This window comes from Sphingomonas sp. BE123 (genome assembly GCF_031456015.1).
Lineage (GTDB): Bacteria > Pseudomonadota > Alphaproteobacteria > Sphingomonadales > Sphingomonadaceae > Sphingomonas.
This window is the reverse complement of the sequence record NZ_JAVDTW010000001.1, coordinates 614,310-636,385: the sequence shown is the minus strand read 5'-3', so window position 1 is coordinate 636,385 and position 22,076 is coordinate 614,310. Positions and strand designations below refer to the sequence as shown.

Here is a 22,076-nt window from a genome sequence, read left to right as displayed (position 1 = left end):
CTGCATTGCGCGCTGTGAATGCGCGCGATACCGTTCCCGAAAGGGAGGGACGGATGGGGCTCAGGGTAGCATGCGCATCGCTGCTGCTGATCGCGACGGCACCATCGGGCCTCGCTCAGACAGCGGCTGAGCCGCCCGATCCCGGCACGGTGACCATCCCGGATCTGTCGGGTGGTCGCGACCCGGCGGTCGTGTCCAACGGATGGAAATATTTCTATTTCTGGCGCGCCGACACGAGCTACGCCGAGGCCTATGCCGATATCGCCGATTGCTATCGGTTCATGCCGGCGCCCAATGCCACGGCATCGGTTCCGCGGTTCGTTCCGTGGGAAGAGGCCGCCAGCGTCGCGACGGTGCAGCCCCCGGCGATCCAGCCTTATGGCATTGTCGGCGCGGTGATCGGTGAGATCATTGCCGGACCACTGGTGCGGCGGGCGCACCAGTCCCGGCTTCGCCGCTGCATGGAACCGCGCGGCTATCAGCGTTATCCGCTGCAGGAACGGCGCTGGGAGGAACTCACCGATAATTTCTCGCCCGCATCGATCGCGATGCAGGCAAAGGCGGCGTCGGGCCCACGGCCCGATGGCGACCCGCTGCCGGAGGACCGTTGATGCTGCCCGCTCTATTCGCCTTGTTGTCGGTATCGGCACCGCCCGCCGCGCAGGCGCCCACCACGCCGCAGCCGATGCTGGTCGAAATTACCGAGGGGCAGCCGGTGACGATCCGTCAGGATCGCGCTTACCTGCTGTTTCGCGTGCACCGGCCGAAGGGCGTGCCTTCATTCGAGCCGATCTTTCTGCGCAAGCCGACACCGGCCGAACTCGCGGACTATCGCGCGGCGCGGGCGAAAGCGTTCGAAGAAGCCCGGCCGAAGTTGATCGAGGAACGCGAAAAGGCCCTGCAACGTCGGGCGGAGCAGGAGCGCCAGGGGCGCAAGCCGAGCGTGAGCATTCCGCCTGAACCGTCCTTGGATAATTTCACCTATTTCTATCCCGCAGTCGCCAACCTTGCGGGGATTCGGCACAATTTTCCATTGGCCAAGGGTGTCCCCGACAACCTCTATCTGATCGAGGCGATCCCGGGCGATTACGTGCTTTATGGAACGTCATGGGGCACGGGTCCGCAGGGGCTGGCGGTATGCTGGTGCCTGGGAACGGTCGGGTTCACGGCAAAAGCCGGCACGGTCAGCGACCTTGGCACCATGTTCTTCGACACCGCCAAATTCCGGTCGAAGATTCCGGAGCTGAAGGATGAGACCGGCTTTGGGCCGAGCAGCGACACGCCCTGGTTCCTGATCGGTGGCACGGTTCGGCCAGATCGGCGTGACGGCGCGCTCCCCGCGGTCCTGTCCGGCGTAGCGATCTCGCCTGCCGACTATTTTGCCGTGGGAAGTTTCGTCGATCTGAACAACGGCGGCGTCAACCGGCTCGGCCCGGTGCCGGCGGTGCTGGACTATGTGCGCGGCAGGCCAATCGACCTCAAGTCCGGGCAACCGGCGCGCGGTGGCGCCACCGGACGGTAAGCGGATCGCAAATCGGGTCTGTGATCGGGCCGCCCCCTATTGCGCGGTGTCATCCTGATTCTTCGTGACGCCACCGGTCCCGCCGACGGCACCATCGACGCCCGCGGGTGGGGCCTCGTCATGCACGTTCTCGATGTCGCGGTTCGTGTCGGTGACAGCGCGCTCAAGATCGCTGCGGCGGTCATGGTCCGCTTCGGGCGGGCTATCGGGGTGCGGATTTGGCGTGGGGCTGGTCATCATGTGATCCTTTCACCCGGAACAACGCGCGATGGCGCGCGCGGCTCCGGGCGATCGGTCATTCAGTCGCGTGTCGCGGTCAGCCCTTTGCCTTCGCCTTCGGCTTGGGACGGGCCGCGATCGCCTTGCGCGCGTTGGCCGCATATTCCTCGAAATTCTTCTTGAACACGCTCACCAGCTCATCGAGCGCGGCGATCGAATCTTCGCCCTCCTTGGGCGGGAACAGCTTGAGGCCGTTGCCACCCCATGCCTTGTACTGGAACGCGATTTTCTGGGCCGGATCGAATTCGCGGAGCATGAACAGCGTATTGAGCGAACGACCGTAGATCATGGCCTTCTGGTAGAAAACATCGGCCACGATCAGCTCGCTGTAGCAGGCGGCCGTCGAGTCCGAACGGCGCGTCTTGATCTTGTTCATGGTCTTCCGCTCAAGCGGCGTGTCGTGCTTGACGAGCACGGTCCCGGGCTTGAGCTCAAGCAGTTCGTGCAGGTTCAGGGATTCGAGGGCGTCCAGCTGCGACGGGCTGTCGAGCGCGCTCGCCATGCTCGCCTTGTTGCTGGCATCGCGGCCGCTGTGGATCGCGGCATCGAGCAGACCCCCGCCGAGCAGACCCGTGGTGACCGAGTTCATGCGCTCGGCTGGCCAGATATGAAGTTCGCACGGAGCGGTTTCCTGAGCCAGCGCCCCGGTCGATGTGCAGAGCGCGGCGCCGAAGGCCGCGATTGCGACGCGACTGATGAATGTGTTCATCCTGTTCACTCTTCCCTTTGGTGATCGCTGGGGGTTGCTGTCCGAGCCCCGGGCATCCGAGGAGCGAGACCAGGTTGCTTCGCAGCGTCGAAGCAAGCGGATTGAGCGCGGGTTCGCGCGAGCACCATGTCGAGGCGCTCAGCGCTTTTTCGGCGGGGCATGCAATGCAGTGGCAAATGCCGTGATGTTTTTCGAGAAAGCCTGCCGCATCTCGGCGAGTGCTTCCTCTTCCTCCTCCGGAAGCTTTGGGGGGAATTTGACGAGCCGCGTCTGGACCCAGGTTCCAAAGCTGCGCACCGGCGCCGCGTCGCTGCCGAACTCGCGGTAGCGGAACAAGACCTTCAGGAACCGTCCCGACGCAAAGTCGTCATGCTGCATCATCACGTCATCGACGATCAGTTCGGCGTAGCAGGGCGTCGCGGACGCGGCGATGCGGATCGGCGTCCGGCGGATCACGCTGCTGGGCAGTGCATCCGGGTGCATCACGACCCGATAGCTTTCCAGCTTCAGCAAGTTTTGCAGATCGGCAGCCTGCAGCAACTCAGCCTGTTCGCGGGTGTTGATCGCGTCGGCAGGAGTCCGGGGATAGCCGTCGCGCCCGGTAACCGCCCCGTTGACGATCCCGCCGCGGGTCCAGCCGCTGTAAACCGAGCCGAGCTTCGATCCCGGCCAGACATGGAGTTCGCACGCCGTCGTCTGCGACGTCGTCGCGCCGGGCGCGTCCTGAACACCGGCTGCCGCAAGCATTGCGGCTGCCACAAAAACAACGCCCATTTTCGCGATTCCCCCCGCCTTGGTCGAGAGGCTAGCCTTGCAAAGGCGGGGCGGTCAACTGCCGATCGCGCGGCGATGTGGCGAAATGCGGGGAGGCGCGGGGAGCGCTAAGTGCCTGTCTCGACGGCACTCTGCGCTCTGCGCCCGGCTCACGCCACCGGCTGAACCGGGCTAGCGGGCGGGTCGCCGCCGGGATTGGGGGCGGGAATGTCGATGTCCGGCGCAGGGGGTTGGATTTCCGGGGTCGCTGGAGCGGGCTGGCCCGGTTGCGGCTGCCCCGGCAACGGCTGGGGCGGAGCCTCCGGCGGGGGAATGGTCGGCTGGGCGGGGATTGGCGGCTCAACGGGCATCAACGGTCTCCTCTGCGTGTCGAACGCCCGCCCGCGCAATTGGGTTCATGGCACAGGCGCGGCGCTCACTCCGCCGCTGCGGGCAGCTGGCACGCGCTGCACAGCGCGTCGAAGATCCGGCTGACATGCGGGTCGCTGATCGAATAGAAGCGCGACTGCTGATCGACCCGCGCAGCGACCGCGCCGGCTTCGCGCAGCATCGCAAGATGCTGGGATACCGCCGACTGCGACAGGCCGGTGACCTCGACCAGCTCGCCCACCGACGCCTCGCCGCCCGAAAGCCGGCACAGGATCAGCAGGCGGGCGGGATTGGCGAGCGCGCGCAGGTGCCGGGCCAGGCCGTCGGCCTGTTCGCGCATCTGATCGAGGGTCAGGTCCAACGTCGTCATTCACTTGCCCTTGTCATCGCGCGCCCATCGTCGCGCAGCACCACATAGATCGCCGGGATGACCAGCACGGTCAGCAGCGTCGACGATGCCAAGCCGAACAGGAGCGAAATCGCAAGCCCCTGAAAGATCGGATCGGTCAGGATCACCGCTGCACCGATCATCGCCGCCGCCGCCGTCAGGACGATCGGCTTGAACCGGATCATCCCGGCCTCCAGCAACGTGTCGCGGAGCGATTTGTTCGCAGACCGTGCATGACGGATGAAATCCACCAGCAGGATCGAGTTGCGGACGATGATCCCCGCCAGCGCAATGAAGCCGATCATCGAGGTGGCGGTAAAGGGAGCGGCGAACAGCATGTGTCCCGCAACGATGCCCACCAGCGTCAGCGGGATCGGCGTCAGGATCACCAGTGGCAGCTTAAAATTGCCGAACTGCGCCACGACCAGCACATAGATGCCGAGCAGCGCGACCATGAAGGCAGCGCCCATGTCGCGGAAGGTGACCCAGGTAATCTCCCACTCGCCATCCCACAGCAGCGACGGGGTGGTTTCATCCTCGGGCTGGCCGTTGAGGTGGATGGTCGGCTTGGGCAGGCCGCGTGCCGCCCAGTCATGGCCGTCAATCGCCGCATTGATCGCCAGCATGCCGTAGATCGGCGCTTCGTAGCGACCGGCCAGCTCGGCGCTGACCATGGTTGCGCCGCGCCCGTCGCGTCGGAACATTGCCGGTTCGGCCTTGTCCATGCGCGCCTCGACCAGTTCGCCAAGCGGCACCAGCTGCGGCCCGGCTGCGCCGCGCGTGACGGCAACCGGGGTTGCCGCGAGCGCCTGGCTCCAGCTGCGCTGCGCCTGGTCGAGCCCGATCTGGATCGGCAACGGGTCGCGCCCATCGCCCTGCGGGGCATAGCCGACGATGGTATCGCCCATCAGCGCGCCGATCGAATCGAACAATGCGCGCTCCGACAGGCCGTAATGATCGAGCCGGTCGCGCTGCGGCACCAGCTGCAGTTGCGGCGCGGGCTGGCCAAAGCTGTTGTCGACATCGACGACGAAGGGTACGCTGCGGAACAGGGTTTCCACCTCCGCCGCGACCTTGCGCCGCGTGGCTTCGTCCGGGCCGTAGATTTCGGCAAGCAGCGTTGCCAGCACCGGCGGACCGGGCGGCGTTTCGACGACCTTGATCGATCCGCCGGATGGGAGCGGCAGCGCCTTCAGCCGATCGCGCAGCGCAACGGCAACGTCATGGCTGTTGCGAGCGCGCTCATCCTTCGGGGCGAGCGTGACCATCAGGTCGCCCATCCACGGCTTGGCGCGCAGGAAGTAGTGGCGGACCAGACCGTTGAAATTGAACGGCGCCGATGTGCCGGCATAGGCCTCCATCGCGGTGACTTCGGGAACCGTGCGGGCGATCGCCGCGGCCTGTTCAAGGACGCGACCGGTCGCTTCGAGGCTGGTGCCTTCGGGCAGGTCGACGACGAGCTGCACTTCCGACTTGTTGTCGAACGGCAGCAGCTTCACCGTCACGCCCTTGAAGTAGAACATCGATCCGGCCAGCAGCGTGGCGAGCCCGACCGCGATCAAAAACGTCCACGCGCTGCGCCGCGTCGCGATGACCCGGGCGGCGACCGCACCATATAGCGCGCCAAGCTTGCCGCCATGCGCATCATGCGCGCCATGCCCCCCGGCCAGCGTCTTGCGGGCGAAGCGGATCATCAGCCAGGGCGCGATGATCACCGCGACGAAGAAGGAAAAGATCATCGCCGCAGACGCGTTGATCGGGATTGGCGCCATATACGGCCCCATCAATCCGGACACGAACAGCATCGGCAACAGCGCGGCAACCACAGTCAGCGTCGCGACGATCGTCGGATTGCCGACTTCGGCCACGGCATCGACTGCAGCGGCAACGCGGGTACGCCCGCCCTCCGTTGCGACATCGCCCATCGCCCAGTGCCGCGCGATATTCTCGATCATCACGATGGCATCATCGACAAGGATGCCGATTGAAAAGATCAGTGCGAACAGGCTGACCCGGTTGATCGTAAAGCCCATCAGGTTCGATGCGAACATCGTCAGCAGGATCGTCGTCGGAATGACAATGGCGGTGACCGCGGCTTCGCGCCAGCCGATCGCAAAACCGATCAGCAGGACGATCGATACGGTAGCAAGGGCGAGGTGGAACAGCAGTTCGTTCGCCTTGTGATCGGCCGTCTCGCCATAATTGCGCGTCACCGCGACGGTGACGGTGTCCGGGATCAGGCTGCCCTTGAGCGCCGCGACCCGATCGACGATCGCGTTGGAAACGGTCACGGCGTTGGCACCCGCGCGCTTGGCGACCGCCAGGCTGACGGCCGGCGCACTGGTCCAGTTGCCCTGTGCGTCGCGCACCCAGCGCCACGCGCGTGCCTGATCCTGGGTCGGCGCGCTGGTGACGGTTGCAACGTCGCGAAGATAGACCGGAGCCCCGGTGACCGAGCGGACGATCAGCGCACCGACTTCATCGACGGAGCCGAGCATCGTGCCGGCGACGAGCTGGGCGGATTGGCCTGCTTCGCGGACCTGTCCGGCCGGGAAGCTGCGATTGGCCTGTGACGTCGCGTCGATCACGGCGCCGAGCGGCACCTGCAGCGCGGCGAGGCGCGCCGGGTCGGGGGTGACGCGGATCGCCTGGCGCTGGCCGCCGATGATCGAGGTGAGGCCGATGTCGGGAATCTTGGCAATTTCGGTGCGCAGGCGCGACGCCAGCTGTGCCAGCGCCTGATCGTTCCAGTTTCCCGGCGCGCCAGGGGCCGGGGTCAGGGTCAGCACGACGATCGGCACGTCGTTGATGCCGCGCACCGTAACCTGGGGCGGGGCGATGCCGACCGGAATCCGGTCGCTGTTGGCGCGCAGCCGCTCCTCGATCCGGATCGCCGCGTCCTCCGGCTTGGAGCCGACCAGAAAGCGGGCGGTGACCATCACGCCACTGGCTTCGGCCTGGGTATAGACATGCTCGACGCCGTCGACCGATTTCACGATCGTCTCGAGCGGCTTGGCCACCAGCTCAACCGCGTCGCTCGCCGACAGGCCAGGCGCGGCGACCATGATGTCGACCATCGGCACCGAGATTTGCGGTTCTTCCTCGCGCGGGATGGTGATCGTCGCGAGCAGCCCGACCAGAATGGCCGCGAGCAGCGCCAAGGGGGTCAGCGGCGAGTTGATCCAGCCGCGCGTCAGCCGGCCCGAAATGCCAAGGTTCATCGTGCGCCTCCGGTCGCGAGGCGGTCGCCGGGGGCGACGCCCGACAGGATCTCGACACGGGCCGGGTCAACCGTCGGCGCGAGCTGAACCGGGACCGTGGCGAGGCTGCCGTCGCGCCCGACGAGGCGGACGCTGTCGACGCCATAGCTGGTCTTCACGACCGTGCGGGGGACGAGAATGGCTGGACGGCGCCCCGCCTCGACCTTGGCGGCCACCCGACGACCGATCAGCCGGTCGTCGAGACCGTCAATCGCGACATCGGCGCTGACCTGCCCACCGCTGACCGCTGGGTACACGGTGGTCACGCTGCCGCGGCGCGACTGGCCGCTGCCGAAATCGGCGATGACGGCCGCGCCGGGACGAACCGTCGCGGCAAGGCTTTCGGGAAGGCTGAGGCGCAGCACGACCGGCCCGGAGGTGATCGTTGCGATCGCCATGCCGGGCGCAACCGCAGACCCGGCCGGCACGTCCGCAATCAGCACGCGCCCGGCCGACGGCGCGGTCACCGCGCCCTGGCCTGCGACGGCCGAGACCGCCGATTGCTGCGCACGGGCGGCACGAATCTGCGCGTCTGCCGCGCGTGCTGCGGCTTCCGCCTGGTCCAGCCGCGCGCGGGCATAGACGCCATTGTCATAGAGGAATTTGGTGCGCGCCAGTTCGGCGCGTGCCTGTGCGGCCTGTGCCTCCGCGGCGGCGGCCTGCGCGCCATATGCGCTACCCTGGTAGCCGAGCTGGCTGTCAACGATGCGGCCGATCACCTGGCCCCGCGCGACACGATCGCCCTCCTTGACCGACAGGCTCGTCAGCACGCCGGGGATCCGGGCCATTGCCTGAGCCTGATCGACGCTCGTCACCATCGCGCTGACGTCGCGCCAATCGGCTGTCTCCCCCTGTGCCACGGTCAGTGTCGGCCCTGCATAGCGCTGAGCGGGCGCCGATGGCGCCTCTGCGGCGTCCCCGCAGGCTGCAAGGGGGACGGCCGCGAACAGGGCGAGCGAGGCAAGGGGCCGCCGCATGATCAGCCCTCCTGCGCGACCGGCAAACCGGCCTGGCGCCACGCGCCGAAGCCGCCGGCGAGATGGGTGTCGACTGCAGCTTCCGCGACCGCGCAGCGGTCAAGCGCCATCGCCGACCGCTTTCCGCCGGCGCAATTGAGCACCAGCGTCCGGCTGCCCGGATCGGGCAGGGCCGCCGGATCGAAACGCGAGAGCGGAATGTTGATCGCGCCGGGAATATGGCCGCCGGCAAATTCGTCCGGCTCGCGCACATCGACCACGATCGCTTCGCCGCGGTCGATCATTCCCTGCAACTCGGTTGCCGTCACGTCGCGCATCGATCGTCTCCTGAAAAATCCGAACATCGCATCCTCTATAAATTGATTGTTGCTAATATGCAATTACAGGAATATAAGTCAATTCGAATTTACGGGAGAGAGGGCGATGTCGGAGTCTCATATTGTCGTGCTGGGCGCCGGGCTCGGCGGCACGATCGCGGCCTATGAAATTCGCGCAGCGCTGAAGGGCCGGGCGCGGGTGACGGTGATCAACAGGGGCGACGACTATTGGTTCGTCCCCTCCAACCCGTGGGTCGCCGTCGGCTGGCGCGAACCCGAGGCGATCCGCGTGCACCTGCCGCCGGTCATGAAAAAGCACGGCATCGCCTACAACAATGTCGGGGCCGCCAAGGTGCATCCGGCGGAAAACCGGGTCGAACTGCTCGATGGCAGCGCGATTGACTATGACTATCTGGTCATCGCCACCGGGCCGGAACTGGCGTTCGACGAGATTCCCGGCTTCGGGCCGGACGGGCATACCCAGTCGATCTGCCACACCGATCATGCCGCAGCGGCCTATATCCGGTTCGAGGAGCTATGCGCCAATCCGCGCCCGATCGTGGTCGGCGCGGCGCAGGGCGCATCCTGCTATGGCCCGGCCTATGAAATGGCGATGGTGCTCGACACCGAGCTCAAGCGCCGCAAGATCCGCGACAAGGTGCCGATGACCTTTGTCACCCCGGAACCCTATATCGGCCATCTCGGCCTGGACGGGGTGGGCGACACCAAGTCGATGCTGGAAAGCGAGATGCGCGACCGGCATATCAAATGGCTGACCAATACCCGCGTCACCCAGGTCGAGGACGGCGTCCTGCATGCCGAAGAGGTGAATGAGGACGGATCGCTGCGCAAGGCGCATGATCTGGAGTTCGGGTGGGCGATGCTGCTGCCCGCATTTCGCGGGGTTGCTGCAGTGCGCGACGTGCCGGGCCTCAGCAATCCGCGCGGCTTCGTGCTGACCGACAAGCATCAGCGCAACCCGACCTGGCCGAATATCTTCGGGCTGGGCGTTGCCATCGCGATCCCGCCGGTCGGGCCGACCCCGCTGCCGGTCGGCGTGCCCAAGACCGGTTTCATGATCGAGAGCATGGTCACCGCGATCGCACAGAATCTGAAGCAGATCCTGGACGGCGAAGCTCCGACGCACGAGGCGACGTGGAACGCCATCTGCCTTGCCGATTTCGGGGATGGCGGGGTCGCCTTCGTCGCCAAGCCCCAGATCCCGCCGCGCAACACCAATTGGTCGGCATCGGGCAAATGGGTGCATCTCGCGAAGATCGGGTTCGAGAAATATTTCCTGCGCAAGGTGCGGGTCGGCGAGAGCGAGCCCTTCTACGAACGCCTCGCGCTGCACGTGCTCGGCATCAAAAAGCTTCACTTCAAATAAGGAGGATTCCCATGAATCTCGATCGTGCCGTGATGGCCTTTGCCGGATGCGTCGTCCTGGCCAGCGTGATCCTGTCGCTGACCGTCCACCCGTGGTGGATCGCGCTGACCGCCTTTGCCGGGCTCAACATGCTGCAGGCGTCGGTTACCGGATTCTGTCCCGCGGCGATGCTGTTCAAGGCGATGGGGCTGCGTTCGGGAGCGGCGTTCCGATGAGGAAGACGGTCTCGGCGCTGTTGGTTGCTGTGGCCGCCACCCCGCTGCTTGCCGCGTCGGTACAGGCACAGTCGCTCGACGCCGTCGTCGCTGCCACGCTGGAGCAGGCGCCGGAGCTTGCGGCGGCGCGGGCACGCGAAGCCGGCGCACAGGCGCGGGTGGACGCGGCGCGGGCGGAACGCATGCCGAGCGCGAGTATCGAGGGCCAGGTCGGCGTCGGCCGGATCGACCCACAGGGTTTCTTCGGGCTGACCGCGGATGATGTCTCCCCCCGCTCGGCCCGGTTCGGGGTGGACGTCCCGCTGTTCACCGGTGGACGCATCGGTGCAGCACAGCGCCAGGCCGTTGCCGGCGTCGAGGCGGCGCGCGCCGGCGTCGATGCGACGGCGCTTGAGCTCAAGGTCGCGGTCGTCCGCGCTTATGCTGCGGCGATTGCGGCGCGCGAGACCGGCGCCGGCTATGCCAAGATGGTCAGCGCGCTCGAGGAAGCGTCGCGCCAGGTGCGGCTGCGCTATGAAGTCGGCGCGGCGACCAGTACCGAAGTCGCGCAGGCTGATGCCCGCCTCGCCGAAGCGCGTGCGGCGCGGTCGGCGGCAGCCGGGGATGAGCGTCAGGCGCTGGCGATGCTGCGCGCGCTGGCCGGGGTCGACGTGGTGCCCGATGCGCGCCTGCCCGATGCGGCGGTGCCGGAGCTGTCGCGTGCCGAGGCCGTTGCGCGTGCGCGCAGCGGTAACCCGCGCATCCGCGCGGCGCGCCAACTGGTCGATGCTGCGCGCGGCGGCGTTGCCGGGGCGCGGGCGGAGCGGCTTCCCACGGTCGGCGCCTATGCCGAGGCGGCGAGCGTGCGCGACCAGTTTTTCCCCGGCTATGCCGCTGACAGTGCCAGTGTGGGCGTGCGCGCGCGCTGGACGCTGTTCGATGGCGGGCGCAATCGTGCGCGACAGGATGGCGCGGCCGCGGCGCTCGCCGAACGCGAAGCCGAACTGCGCGCGGCCGAGGCGGAGATCGAGCGGCAGACCGTCGCCGCCTATGAAGGGCTGATGAGCGCCCACGACACGCTGGTGGCGGCGCAGGCACGTATGGCCGCAGCCGAAACGGCGCTGCGCGGCACGCGGCTCGAGGTCAAGGCTGGCGCCGCCCCCGTCCTCGCTCTGCTCGACGCCGAGCGCGAAGCGGCGGCCGCGACCGCGGAACAAACGCGCGCCGCCGCGATGCACCTGATTCAGGCCGAACTGCTGGAAGCGCTGATCCAGTCCTGACCGTCACGCCGACGGTCGGGGTCAGCGCCACCGGCCGCGCGCGCCATCGCTCTGACAGTCAGCACTGAGGGGGGATGGTGGACGCACTAGGGCTCGAACCTAGGACCCGCTGATTAAGAGTCAGCGGGATTCAAGCAATTTCAATGTCCGTTCCGACATATTCTCTTTCTGTACTGCGTTGCTCCCCTCTGGGCAATTGATTTTTGTCGGAACATGAGGCCCACTGATTTCCGTGTCAGCTGCGCCCGCAAATCATGCCTGAGCTGTTCCGCGTCACGACCCTGGGCGAGCCCCGGGCGCCGTGGCGCGCCAGCCGCGACGAGGCTTTGCAGGATGCGATCGGGCTTGGCCTGGCCTCATGGGATCGATCAAAGCGCGAGTGGTTTCTGCCGGTCCCGGCCGACATAGAGCGCAGCGGACGGCGCGACGATGCGGCGCCGGCGCGCAGCGACTATCGGGGCGAGCCATGGACGCCGGATCATGTCGATCGCCTGCGCCAACTCACCGCGAAGGGCGAGACGACCGACATGATCGCAGCGCGCCTGCATCGAACGCCTTCCGCGATCCGCGCCAAGGCGCGCGAACTCGGTATCACGATCGCCGCGCGGCGCAGATGAAACGGCTCCTGCAGCATCTGGAAGCGGTGATCATCGCCGCGCTGGTGTTGCTCAGCGCTGCGATCACAATTGCCAACCTGTTCGCCTGACCGCCGCCTAGATCAGCGGACCGTTGACTGCCGCTTTCCTGATCCACGGGTCACGCGTCCGGTCCATCGAGATCCGTTCGGGTGGATACACGCGCCGCTGAAACGCGATTACATCGTCAATCGACCCATGGAGCCAAGCGTCATGTTCGTCAGGCCGCAGAATGACCGGCATCCGATCATGCACCGGCGCGATCGCCGCGTTGGCGTCCGTCATCAGCCCTGAATAGACCGGCCCCCATTCGTCGCTGTCGCGCCAGAGGCCCGCCCAGGCGAAGATTGGCTCATCCGACACGCTGAACCAGGTGCGGGTCTTGCTTCCCGCCTGACCCTCCGCCTCTGCAAACTCGGTCACCGGGATCAGGCAACGATTCGCCGGGTGCGGCGCAATGTGTCGCCACATCCAGCTTGTCAGGTCGGCAATGTTGTTCACCGGCTTTGGTTTGATTGGCAGACCGGTGCGCTTGCTTTTCATCGGAAGCGGAAACCCCCAGGTCATCGAGCGGAGAGCTCGCGCGCCTTCGTGTTCGATCACGACCAGCCCCGGCGCTCCCGGGTAAATCTCTTCACCCGAATTGGTCGCAGTGACGCCAGCAGCGCGAAACAGCCCGGCCACCTCGGCCGATGATCTGCGCATGCGGTAGAGATTGCACATCGCCGCGGCCTAGAAATCGATATCGCGCCGCGCCATTTCGGCCGCTAGCGCCTCGGCGCGCGCACCTTCCCCATCCCCTGCCAGCCATTCCTTGACCAGCTCGTCGTCAGTCATGCTCTGCGGTTCGGGCGCATCCATGTCCGGGATCGTGCACCGATCGACAGCGAATGTCGATCCGGGGTCCTGCCTCGGCCGCGATGTCCTGAGTTCGGGTATCAATGCGGTGAAAGGCATGGGCGCTGGATCATGTCGGATGAGGTGGCTACCGGCCCGCGTCGGAGTCGTGCTGATAGACGGACTGTTGAGCTGATACCGCCGCTGCGATCCACTCGGGCAGGGGCGGCTGATTGGGCCGGCGATCGCGGCCGCCGGCGACCGACCAGATCAGCGCCAGCGACAGGCGCGGCCGCGCCCCGCATGCGCGACACACCATGCGCCGTTCAGCGTCGCGCGGGGTCGCGCCCGCGCCCAGCCGATCGATGAAATAGGCCGGACGGCCCACCAGCACGCGCGTGCAATCGCACCGCAGCCCAAGCTCGACCGGGTGTCCGGCCATCTCTTCGAATCGGTGATCACGCCAGTCCATCGGGTACGGAACATGAAGTGAACAAACCCTTAGGTCGAGGGGCACGGACGTTCGCAAGAAGTGAGCCAGATTTCAGCCTCAGGTTGCAAAAATGTAGAGCGGTACTCAACATTTATATTGCAAATGTCGCTGGATGCTGTAGAGTGACACTCATCAACAACGGAGGAAAAGAAATGCAGATCGTGTCGGTTCGGGATAAGCGGGTCAAGGCTCTGGTCGAAGAGCCCAACCGCACCTCGGTCAAGGGGCTCGACAAGATGGAAGTGCGCAAGATCGTTGAAATGATCACCGCGATCCGGGTCATGTCCCACCCGCTCCAGCTGTTGGCGGTCCCCTCGTGGAAGGCGCACGAATTGATCCCCGGTCAGCCCGGGAAGTGGAGCCTCACCGTCACCCGGAACTACCGCCTGACCTTCATGGTCGATCTGGACGAACAGGAAGTCAGCGTCCTCGACTACGAAGATTACCACTGAGGGGAGGGGCGGGGGAGAAATCCCCCGCCTGACCCGGTCGGCAATGTAGAGTGATGCTAAACAATTCGCTTGCAACGTGTAGAGCAAGGCTCTATAAATTGGGCATTGGATAGGAGATCAGTGATGGAGCGGGACAAATCCGCATACAAGATCGAGGTGGCGGCTGACATGATCGTGGATGCATTGCCCCCGATCGAGCAGCACCCCGGGCACTTTATCCGTAACACGCTACTTCCCGAGTATGGCCTGTCGGTGTCGGAAGCGGCGCGGCGAATCGGCGTCGATCGCGCCGGCTTTACCGGCGTCCTGGACGGGAAATATGCCGTCAGCCGTGATTTGGCGTACAAGCTCGGGGCGTTGATGAACGACCAGGTCGCTGATCTGTTGATCGCCTATCAGCATACCTATGATCTCGCCCAGGAGCGCGAGCGTCGCGAAGGCTTCAAGGCCAAGATCGAACGCGTGCAGCCGCTCCAGACACCGGCGGGCTGAACAGTCCCCATTGGGCCGAGCGAAGGGCGTGGTGGCATTCCTCCGGTGCCGCCGCGCCCTTTCTTACTTGGGACGGCCGGGCTCGCTCAATCCTGCCGAACTATCGCGCGACAGTGCTCGTGACGAACGCGCTCGACTTGCTGTCGAACGGGCGAAGGCCGATGGGGCGGCGCGTGGCACTGCATGTATCCACCGCCGACGCGTAAGCCAGAAGCGGCTGGATGGCACCGATCCGGGCTTCACACTTGAAGCCACAGCTGTCACTGTTCAACGAACTTTTCGCTGCGCCTTCACTTTCGGCGCGCCTGCGAATGCTGCGTCAATTTTCTCTTGTGTGTGTCGAATCGCAGCCGCCATCAACCGGGCATGGCGCTGTGATCGATAAACGGAAGCGTCCTGCGGCATCAGGACATCGAGACTGCAGCTCAAATCCATATGTCAGGCCTCCTTCTTCGAATTTTGCTCGCGCATACGGTCGAAATATCGGTTGTTCAACTCACTCGGAAAATAGTGTTTCCGCTTGACCCATACGAATCCGTCCCCCTGCGATATGACCGCGCAATCGATCGGTCCACCGACGGTCTCAACACCCCGCGATACGCGGCGCTTTATTGAGGTGAGGTTAACGAGCGCCTCTGCCATTCGGGCCAACTCCGACTTCGGCATGAACTCAACCATATCCTCGATCTCGCGGCGTGACTGTTCGCGCAGGGCCTCAAAAGCTTCGACCTGCAGCCCCTCAAGTACGGCTTGCTCAGCCTCCTGAATGTCCGTGACCATCGCCTCTCGATCGTCCTCGGACATGACGAGGCCTTCCATTGTCCGCTCTCGGATTCGTGGCAGCGCAGATTTCACAAAATCGGTGATCTCATGCTGGATCTGGTCATCCAAACCGTAAAGAAAGCGCTCGACCATCTCCTTCTGCGCGAAGGGTATTACCTTCGCGCGTATCCCTGACCTGCGAATGTCTACCTCGTTCGTCTGATAAACGCGAAGTTGTCCATTGACGCAGCCGAACATCTCAAACGAAACCAGGGTCGGGAAAATTTCTGATGACCCAAAGCCCGCGAAGACGATCCCGGTATGAACCGATGCAAGGACCCTCCGCCCAAGTACGGATTCGGCCAACGAATAAAGTACCGCGCGAAGATTGGCGCCTATTCCCGGCCAATTCTGGTCAATCACCCCATTGATCGTATCAGCTAAGGCAGGGTCTTCGACAAATTCGCCTATAGCGATTGTTTCGGGGAAGGTGTTAATAAGGCGACTAAGCGCCAGCGCCTCTTCAAGAAGAACGACATCTCTGAGATTGGCGGCGTTCATCATATCCTCGGGGTCTGCCCCCGGACCAAAAAGACGCTGCTGAAATGTTCTATCAGCGCGCCGCTGAAGCAGGACAAGGACAGGCGTCAACGCGCCTTCGACAGAACGGCGACGAACCTCAGGTGAGGAGCTCTGGGCGAATTCATGGAGATAAGAGAGAAAGCTTTGCGCGGCATCGCTCACCTTCTCAAAGCGCGGGCAGCTTGTTCGGTATCGTTTGATTAATACAGGGAGTGGCGCGTCAAGAAAATGCATGTCGCTGTTTATCATGACGCCTATCGCGTCTGACCGTGAAAGTTCGAAAAGCTTGTCTTCGGAATCGAAGACCTTTTGCTGGTCCGCACCTACAGAAATTGTAACGGCACTATCTGCCGCTAGCGCAATTGCGGTTTTGTTTAGGATCGCAATCTCAGCTGTCACATGTCCGCCCTTCAGATCAGGGTGGGCAAGGGAACACAGTGAGGAAGGCGAAGCAATAGTTTCCTACTGGTTTGGACCAGGATCGAACCAATCCTTCTCAAAACAGGCCGCGCGTACGCCTACCGCCGCCCCGCCTTGCTCAGCTCCGCATCGACCCGCATCCACCACGGGCTGAAATCGTCCCGATGCCACGCGCGCCAGCTCGCTACTTCGGCGATGGCTGCGTGGCATTGCCCGTAGTTGGACACGATAGCCGCGGCGACTCCAGGCATGCCAACGCCGGAAGGGGCGCCGAGGTCGACACCGGCGGCGGGGGTGGCAGGGGGAGCGATCCCGACAGCTGCGTAGTTGTGGAGCATGCCGAAGCCGACAGACACGTCAGCAAGAGCAACCCGGGGCGGATCGATCGCTTTGCCGGCGCCGGCAAATGGATCCGCGGCGGGGCACCGAACGGTTGCTTCGACATAGCGGGGGACCTCCTTCAGGATCGTGTTGGTGACAGTGCGAATTTCGGCCTGGCGCCGGGCGAGCTGCGCGCGGCGCGCTTCGCCCAGCCGCTGCGCCTCGGCCGTCAGCCGCGCGGCCGCCTTGACGACGCGCAGCTCGGCCGCGCGATCGGTGGCAAGATGGGGCTGGTGAACGAAGGCATTGTGGAGCTTCCACCCGCCGGCGAGGCCAAGCGCGAGCAGCACCGCGCCGGCAATCGCGGTCGCCTTCATCGAAACGACATTGGGGATCATGGCTTGGTCTCCTCGACAGGGACAGGCTTCGATGCGGGCTGGTCGATCGTCACCGACTGCGTCGGCGCGGAATCGTTGCCCCGCGAATTTCCGGTGAACAGGAACGCCATCACCAGGCCGATCAGCCCCTGAATGACCACCGCCTGCGAGAGCGATTTGAACAGGTCATTGTCGGCCAGCTCGGGCTTCAGCCACATCATGACGAAGACCATCATAGTCAGGGCAAAGGATCCGCCGCCGGCGATCACGCGCGCATGCGCCATCGTGAAGTTTCGCGTGCTCATGCCGCCCGCCGCTTCGCATAGGCAGCGGCCAGCTTCTCGTCATAGCGGTTCGCGCGATACGCCGAACCGTTATAACCCCGCGCGAATGCCGCCCAGTCGCCGCGCTGCAGCGCGCCTTTCAGGCCGCGGTTCTCGACGAACAGGATGAACGCGGCGAGCTGGTCGCCCTCGGTCTGCGACTGCCGCCAGGCGAAGGCCCAGGGCGACGGCGCCCCGCACACGGCATAATTCTCGCCCAGGATCTGGAAGCCGCCATAGCTGGCACTCGCGAACCCGGCATCGACGTCCAGCGCCACAGCGTCGAGCAGCTGGTTCCAGCGCCCCTGCTGGCTGACCGGATACAGCTTCTTGTTCCACGCCCGCGACGAAATGCGCGGGTGCGACGCATCGAACCGGTGCCCGGTCGCACGGCTGAAGCGGTGCGGCTCGAACAGGATCGTCGGTCGCCCGTCGATGAACGGGCTCGCTGCCGCTTCGACGTCCCACACCGTCCAGATCTTCGCCGGATCGACGCCCAGCGTGGCGGCCGCCTCGGCAATGTCCTGATCGGTCAATGCATAGTCGGGGCCATCGGTCAGCGCCTTCAGCACTCCCGCGCGCGTCGCGGGGCCATAGACCCCATCGATCGCGCCGGAATAGCAGCCAAGCGCCGCCAGGCGCCGCTGCAGCGTCGCTACGTCCATCTGTCTGTCCTTTCGGTTGTCGCGTATCTTTGCGCCGAGCTGGCGCGCCTATCCTGCAGCGGCCGCCGCGATGGCTTCGCCGACGTGAGCTGTGCTGGCGGAGCGCTGCCCTTCTGTCCTCAACGCGCTCAGTTCTGCGTGCCGGGCCTCCGCCAACCTCAACCGCCGTTCTTCCAGACCCTCGGTTCGGCGCCGGGCGCGAACCTCTTCGACGTGCTTAAGGATCTCCAGCGCGCTCTCCGGGCGGAAGCGGATGCCGGTGGCGACCGCCTCCCAGCTCATCAACTCGTTCGAAAGGCTGTGACGCAGTTCCGAAAGCTGGCGATCGCAGAACTCGCGCTCTGCCTTTTGCTCAGCCCGCAGCGCCCGGCATTCCTCTTCCACGCGCAGCACGCGTGCCTCCCACTGCGCATTGGAATGAAGCGCCATGTCGTCAGTTTGCTTGCGCGACGCCGATCTGAAGCCGAGCCAACGGTCCCAAGCGCGAACCGCAAGTCCTCCCACGCCCCCGGCACCCAGAAGGCCCAACAAAACTTGCAGCCAAAAGGGTGCGCCCTCGATCATAGCTGTACCTCGCCTATTTGGGAGTGTGTTGTTTCGCTTCCGGCATGATGTGCGGAATAACGATCCATTTCGGATGCGATCCGAGCAGATTTGTTCTTCACGAATTAGCCTGATAGCGTAGTGGCTATGTTCGCGATGTTCCAAAGACTCTGGTCAGCCGCGCTGAGCGCATTTCGCGAAATGGTCGCTGACCGCAGAGCATACTTTCAGCGTCGAAAGGCTTATCCCAACGGCGGGATCTGCTGGGATTGTGGCGAAGCGGCACCGCCGGGCCGCACCGAATGCGACGCGTGCTGGGACGAACGGGTCAACTGGTAGGTCAGGGCATCCCGGCGACATCGTACGCGGCAGGATCGTTGAAATATCGCCCCCCAGCGGCATGCGCCTTGGTCCACTCCGCCAGCTCGCGCTCGAGCATCTGCTGAGGTGACAGCGCCTTTGCCGGGTCGGCGTTGGTCAGCAGCGTCCCGAAGTGAAGCCGTTCGAACACGAAGCTCTGCGACTTGTTGTCGTGAGTCGCGTTCCCCGAGACGTTGCCGGCCGACACGAACAGCTGTCCCACCGCCTGCAGGGCCTGGGCGACGAAGCGGGCGGTGACGAAGTGCAGCGCCGGCTCGCCGACCGGCTGCACTCCCGGGGTGTCATAGCGGAACAGCCCCTCATCATTGCCGGTGTTGTTGTAGCCGGTGCTGCCAGCGGGCGACATGCCCATGATCTTGCGATAGGTCGACCCGGCAACGTTGAGGCCGCGATACATGAAGGGCTGGGCGGCATCGTCGCTGCCGGTGTCGACGCCGGCGCGCAGGGTGCGCGTCCAGAGTGCGGCGAAGAAGATATCCTTCGTCGGGACCGCCGCATAGGTTTCGACCCGGCTGTTGGCATAGGCGACGATGTTGGCGGGCGCATTGATCTTGGCCCAGACGTTGGTGTTGGCGTTCACCCGGCTGACCGTGAACTGAAGGGCGCCGGCGGCGGTGCGATCGGTGCGCGATCGCGTGGCCTGTCCCCAGGCGGTTCCCTGGGTCAGCGTGGCGCGCAGCGCCGCCGCGTCATTCGCGGTCAGGCCGAGGAGGCGCGCCGCCGGGCGGAAGGCGTGATTGCGGAAGGCGTAGCCCGCGGTGGGGACTGCGCCGGGGGCAAGATCGGACAGGCTGTGTCCGGGTTCGATCAGCAGCAGCGACCCGTCATGAATCGCGGGGTCGTCATGGTAAGCGGGAAAGCTGGTGCCGAGCGGCGCGCCGCCGATGTCGATGCCAAGGGTCACAGGAGCATTCCTTTCGGGATCATGTGGGTGTCGCGCAGGCGCAGGGCCAGCGCGCGGTTGGTGGGCGCGTTGAAGTGGATTTGACCGTCATAGGTGAGGGAGGGCGGGGTCACCTGATCCGCAATCGCCGCATCGTCCGCGGCGGTGCGAACGATGCCCGTCATCGCGAAGGCGCCGGTCGGACCGAGATCCCACAGCCAGGCATTCAGGTCGAAGGTGCTGTCGGGATGATTGGCCAGTTTCCAGTCATTGTGCGCCTTCATCGCGTTGCGCGCGGTTTGGTCCGGTGCGCTCAGCCCCTCATAGGAAGCGCCGGCGGTGGGCCAGTAGGGATCGGTGATCAGGATGAACTGGCGACTGTGCGTCTTGATCGAGCCGATCAGCGCGGTTTCGAACACGCCGACCGCCGCGCCCAAAGGGCGATTGCGCAGGTTCCAGATGACGAAGATGCGATCGTCGAGGTCGCCCATATCGACGATGAAGGGCGTGTCGTTCGGCACCGCCAGCGGCGCCGTTCCGCCGACCTGGGCGATCGAATAGACATTCGCCGCAAAGGTCAGGACGCAGGGTTGCCCGAGCACCGTGCCACGCAGCGGCATCAGATAGGGGTTGAGCCCCGGCGCCAGCGGCCCGGCGAGGTTGGCGGGCAGCGGGCTGGCGAGATCCGCGTCGGGCGTGATCCGGGTCAGGGTGACGGGCGCGGCCGCAGGGATCGACCCGCCGGTGACGCGGATCAGCACCGGCTCCGCGCCGTTGAGCGCCGCGATTCCGACGGCGGTCGCGCCGAAATTGCCGCGATTGACGATGTCCCACCCGGTGCCGAGCAGGGCCTGCATTTCGGCGGGCAAGCTGCCGATCACGCCGGCGCGCGGATTGACCGGGTTCGGCTGAATTCCGATCGGCCCCTGGTTCAGGCTGTGCCCGATGAAGACCATGCGCTTGCCTGGCGTCGCCGCCTTGGGCGTTCCGCCATGTGCGACCCACATGCGCCCGCTGTGCGGCGCGCGCTTCGTCGTATCGACGAAGAACACGTCATCCCCCGCCATGCGGGGCGACGCGGCATTGCCGACCGTGGCGGGGCTGGTGATCATCGTCGCGACGCCGGTGGCGCGATCGATGCGCTTGAGCTGCTGCGATCCGTTCGACGCGATCACCACCTCGACATCGACCGTCGCGCCGACCGCGAGCGGGTCGACGGCGAGTGCGCGGGCGGTGTCGCCCTTGAACGGGCCGTGCCAGTGATGGCCGTCAAAGTGCAGCGCGAGCCGGCTCCCCAGGCCGTCGGCATCCGGCACGGTCAGGCCGAAGCGGTAGCCGCTTTCGCGCGTGAACAGGTCGGAGAAGACGCGCTGACGGAGATCGGCATTGAAGTCGGTGAGGCGCACCGAACCGGCGGGCAGCTCGAGTCCGCCATAGAAGCGATGGACGTCGTCCATCCCGAACCCGTAGATGATCCGGCGCCCGAGATTGTCCGGGTCGGCTACCGTGACTACCGATCGGTAGCCGCTTTCCGGAGGGATGCGGAACGCGAAGCTGAAGGCCGCAGCGGCTTCTTCAGCCCGGTCGGCTTGGATCGAGGCATTCGCTGGTACCGCCAGCAGGTCCGTGAGACTGGCGGCGATATCCGCAATAGCAGTCGATTGCGGTGCCAATTGTTCAATGTCTTCGGATCGAGCGGCGACTGCAATGAAGTCCGGATCTTCGAGCAGCCCCTCCGCCCATTCGCGCGAAGACTTCGTGCCCTCTCCGCCGGGAGCTTCGCCCTCCGCCCACCGTTGTGCAAGCAGGGCAGCGGCCTGAGCTGCTTCGACCAGCCCGGTCAGATCGTTCAGCAGGAGATCACTGTACCAGCGCCAATAATCAGGATCTTCGCCGCCATCGGTCCAGACATAGACGCCCGCGTTGGGCGTGTCGGCAGGGTCCGGCGCACCGTGCGTTCCGCTATCACTCTCGTCGACCAGCGCGGTGTCGCCAAACTGCAAGTCGTCCGTCGGGGCGGCAATCAGAGCGGCGCGCGTCATGTAGATCCGGCTGTTGACGCTGCCGAGGATGGCAATGGCCCGCGCGAGGCTAGGACGCATCGTTGTGCCACCGTCGGGGAGGGTGACCGGATACCAGCCGTCACCCTCCGGTCCCCCGTCTGCCGGGCCGCCGAGAATGTTCAGCATTTGCTCGCGGGTCGGACCGTAAAGCCCGATCAGCTGATTGAGAGTCGCAAGGGCGGTGGTGAGATCGCTCATATCAGCGCACCACGATCGCGCCGGCCACGACCTTGTGAGTCGAGTCGAGATACAGATCTTCGGCGAGGGTCCCACTGGGAATCGGCAGCGGCTCAGCGCCCAAAACCGCCGCCGTGGCCGCGATGTTCTCAGCCGCCCCCTCGGTCACCTGGATAATGTTGCCGTCATCGTCATAGATCACTGCGCGTGCCAT

General features: G+C 65.2%; 26 protein-coding genes. 8 read left to right on the top strand and 18 right to left on the bottom strand.

All coding sequences use genetic code 11. The features are described from left to right. Nucleotides 1-53 precede the first annotated feature (53 nt). Entirely contained in the window at nt 54-611 is a 558-nt protein-coding gene (locus J2Y54_RS03140) for a hypothetical protein (RefSeq protein WP_310036841.1), read from the top strand. Continuing rightward, entirely contained in the window at nt 611-1,522 is a 912-nt protein-coding gene (locus J2Y54_RS03135) for a hypothetical protein (RefSeq protein ID WP_310036840.1), read from the top strand. The genes J2Y54_RS03140 and J2Y54_RS03135 overlap by 1 nt, the downstream gene beginning before the upstream one ends. 36 nt (nt 1,523-1,558) lie before the next feature. Here the strand turns inward: J2Y54_RS03135 and J2Y54_RS03130 are convergent, their stop codons facing one another. The 7 genes from J2Y54_RS03130 to J2Y54_RS03100 form a co-directional block, all read right to left on the bottom strand. Further along, the gene (locus J2Y54_RS03130; RefSeq protein WP_310036839.1) at nt 1,559-1,759 is read right to left on the bottom strand and encodes a hypothetical protein; all 201 of its coding nucleotides are present in this window, start codon (nt 1,757-1,759) and stop codon (nt 1,559-1,561) included. 79 nt (nt 1,760-1,838) lie between these two features. Continuing rightward, complete coding sequence (locus tag J2Y54_RS03125; RefSeq protein ID WP_310036838.1) at nt 1,839-2,510, bottom strand: hypothetical protein; 672 nt, start codon at nt 2,508-2,510, stop codon at nt 1,839-1,841. 138 nt (nt 2,511-2,648) lie between these two features. After that, nucleotides 2,649-3,257 carry a hypothetical protein gene (locus tag J2Y54_RS03120; protein ID WP_310036836.1) on the bottom strand — a complete coding sequence of 203 codons (609 nt, stop codon included), beginning with the start codon at nt 3,255-3,257 and terminating at the stop codon, nt 2,649-2,651. A 442-nt stretch (nt 3,258-3,699) separates the two neighbouring features. After that, complete coding sequence (locus J2Y54_RS03115) at nt 3,700-4,023, bottom strand: metalloregulator ArsR/SmtB family transcription factor (RefSeq protein ID WP_310036834.1); 324 nt, start codon at nt 4,021-4,023, stop codon at nt 3,700-3,702. Next, complete coding sequence (locus J2Y54_RS03110) at nt 4,020-7,262, bottom strand: efflux RND transporter permease subunit (RefSeq protein ID WP_310036832.1); 3,243 nt, start codon at nt 7,260-7,262, stop codon at nt 4,020-4,022. Before J2Y54_RS03110 ends, J2Y54_RS03115 begins: the two co-directional genes overlap by 4 nt. Beyond that, nucleotides 7,259-8,278, bottom strand: coding sequence for an efflux RND transporter periplasmic adaptor subunit (locus J2Y54_RS03105; protein ID WP_310036831.1), 1,020 nt, complete (start codon nt 8,276-8,278; stop codon nt 7,259-7,261). The genes J2Y54_RS03110 and J2Y54_RS03105 overlap by 4 nt, the downstream gene beginning before the upstream one ends. Nucleotides 8,279-8,280: 2 nt before the next feature. Beyond that, nucleotides 8,281-8,622, bottom strand: a complete 342-nt coding sequence (locus J2Y54_RS03100) for a rhodanese-like domain-containing protein (RefSeq protein WP_310036830.1) — start codon at nt 8,620-8,622, stop codon at nt 8,281-8,283. A gap of 79 nt (nt 8,623-8,701) precedes the next feature. Between J2Y54_RS03100 and J2Y54_RS03095 the strand changes: the two genes are divergently transcribed. The 4 genes from J2Y54_RS03095 to J2Y54_RS03080 all read left to right on the top strand — a co-directional run bounded on the left by J2Y54_RS03095 (nt 8,702) and on the right by J2Y54_RS03080 (nt 12,073). Further along, nucleotides 8,702-9,982: an FAD/NAD(P)-binding oxidoreductase gene (locus J2Y54_RS03095; RefSeq protein WP_310036829.1), complete on the top strand. Its 1,281-nt coding sequence runs from the start codon at nt 8,702-8,704 to the stop codon at nt 9,980-9,982. Between the two features lie 11 nt (nt 9,983-9,993). Beyond that, nucleotides 9,994-10,197: a DUF2892 domain-containing protein gene (locus tag J2Y54_RS03090; protein ID WP_310036828.1), complete on the top strand. Its 204-nt coding sequence runs from the start codon at nt 9,994-9,996 to the stop codon at nt 10,195-10,197. Further along, nucleotides 10,194-11,456 (top strand): TolC family protein, encoded by a 1,263-nt coding sequence (locus tag J2Y54_RS03085; protein WP_310036826.1) that lies wholly within the window; start codon nt 10,194-10,196, stop codon nt 11,454-11,456. Before J2Y54_RS03090 ends, J2Y54_RS03085 begins: the two co-directional genes overlap by 4 nt. Nucleotides 11,457-11,710: 254 nt before the next feature. Further along, nucleotides 11,711-12,073 carry a hypothetical protein gene (locus J2Y54_RS03080; protein WP_310036824.1) on the top strand — a complete coding sequence of 121 codons (363 nt, stop codon included), beginning with the start codon at nt 11,711-11,713 and terminating at the stop codon, nt 12,071-12,073. Nucleotides 12,074-12,169: 96 nt separating this feature from the next. Here J2Y54_RS03080 and J2Y54_RS03075 read toward each other — a convergent pair whose 3' ends face one another. The 3 genes from J2Y54_RS03075 to J2Y54_RS03065 all read right to left on the bottom strand — a co-directional run bounded on the left by J2Y54_RS03075 (nt 12,170) and on the right by J2Y54_RS03065 (nt 13,400). Continuing rightward, the gene (locus tag J2Y54_RS03075) at nt 12,170-12,814 is read right to left on the bottom strand and encodes an SOS response-associated peptidase family protein (protein ID WP_310036822.1); all 645 of its coding nucleotides are present in this window, start codon (nt 12,812-12,814) and stop codon (nt 12,170-12,172) included. A 9-nt stretch (nt 12,815-12,823) separates the two neighbouring features. Then, complete coding sequence (locus J2Y54_RS03070) at nt 12,824-12,952, bottom strand: hypothetical protein (protein ID WP_310036820.1); 129 nt, start codon at nt 12,950-12,952, stop codon at nt 12,824-12,826. A 124-nt stretch (nt 12,953-13,076) separates the two neighbouring features. Beyond that, nucleotides 13,077-13,400, bottom strand: coding sequence for a hypothetical protein (locus tag J2Y54_RS03065; protein WP_310036819.1), 324 nt, complete (start codon nt 13,398-13,400; stop codon nt 13,077-13,079). Between the two features lie 143 nt (nt 13,401-13,543). Between J2Y54_RS03065 and J2Y54_RS03060 the strand changes: the two genes are divergently transcribed. Then, complete coding sequence (locus tag J2Y54_RS03060; protein WP_310036818.1) at nt 13,544-13,873, top strand: type II toxin-antitoxin system RelE/ParE family toxin; 330 nt, start codon at nt 13,544-13,546, stop codon at nt 13,871-13,873. A 123-nt stretch (nt 13,874-13,996) separates the two neighbouring features. Beyond that, nucleotides 13,997-14,365 carry a hypothetical protein gene (locus tag J2Y54_RS03055; protein WP_310036817.1) on the top strand — a complete coding sequence of 123 codons (369 nt, stop codon included), beginning with the start codon at nt 13,997-13,999 and terminating at the stop codon, nt 14,363-14,365. A gap of 438 nt (nt 14,366-14,803) precedes the next feature. Here the strand turns inward: J2Y54_RS03055 and J2Y54_RS03050 are convergent, their stop codons facing one another. The 8 genes from J2Y54_RS03050 to J2Y54_RS03015 form a co-directional block, all read right to left on the bottom strand. After that, nucleotides 14,804-16,108, bottom strand: a complete 1,305-nt coding sequence (locus J2Y54_RS03050) for a hypothetical protein (RefSeq protein WP_310036816.1) — start codon at nt 16,106-16,108, stop codon at nt 14,804-14,806. Nucleotides 16,109-16,227: 119 nt separating this feature from the next. Continuing rightward, on the bottom strand, nt 16,228-16,848 hold the full coding sequence (locus tag J2Y54_RS03045; protein WP_310036815.1) for a hypothetical protein: 621 nt from the start codon (nt 16,846-16,848) through the stop codon (nt 16,228-16,230). Further along, nucleotides 16,845-17,132, bottom strand: coding sequence for a hypothetical protein (locus J2Y54_RS03040; RefSeq protein WP_310036814.1), 288 nt, complete (start codon nt 17,130-17,132; stop codon nt 16,845-16,847). Before J2Y54_RS03040 ends, J2Y54_RS03045 begins: the two co-directional genes overlap by 4 nt. Then, nucleotides 17,129-17,815, bottom strand: a complete 687-nt coding sequence (locus tag J2Y54_RS03035; RefSeq protein ID WP_310036812.1) for an N-acetylmuramidase family protein — start codon at nt 17,813-17,815, stop codon at nt 17,129-17,131. The genes J2Y54_RS03040 and J2Y54_RS03035 overlap by 4 nt, the downstream gene beginning before the upstream one ends. Nucleotides 17,816-17,863: 48 nt before the next feature. Then, the gene (locus tag J2Y54_RS03030; protein WP_310036810.1) at nt 17,864-18,379 is read right to left on the bottom strand and encodes a hypothetical protein; all 516 of its coding nucleotides are present in this window, start codon (nt 18,377-18,379) and stop codon (nt 17,864-17,866) included. Between the two features lie 319 nt (nt 18,380-18,698). Then, entirely contained in the window at nt 18,699-19,643 is a 945-nt protein-coding gene (locus tag J2Y54_RS03025) for a hypothetical protein (protein ID WP_310036809.1), read from the bottom strand. After that, a complete protein-coding gene (locus J2Y54_RS03020; RefSeq protein ID WP_310036807.1) occupies nt 19,640-21,883 on the bottom strand; it encodes a hypothetical protein in 2,244 nt (747 codons plus the stop codon). Before J2Y54_RS03020 ends, J2Y54_RS03025 begins: the two co-directional genes overlap by 4 nt. 1 nt (nt 21,884) lies before the next feature. Next, nucleotides 21,885-22,076, bottom strand: a complete 192-nt coding sequence (locus tag J2Y54_RS03015) for a hypothetical protein (RefSeq protein WP_310036805.1) — start codon at nt 22,074-22,076, stop codon at nt 21,885-21,887.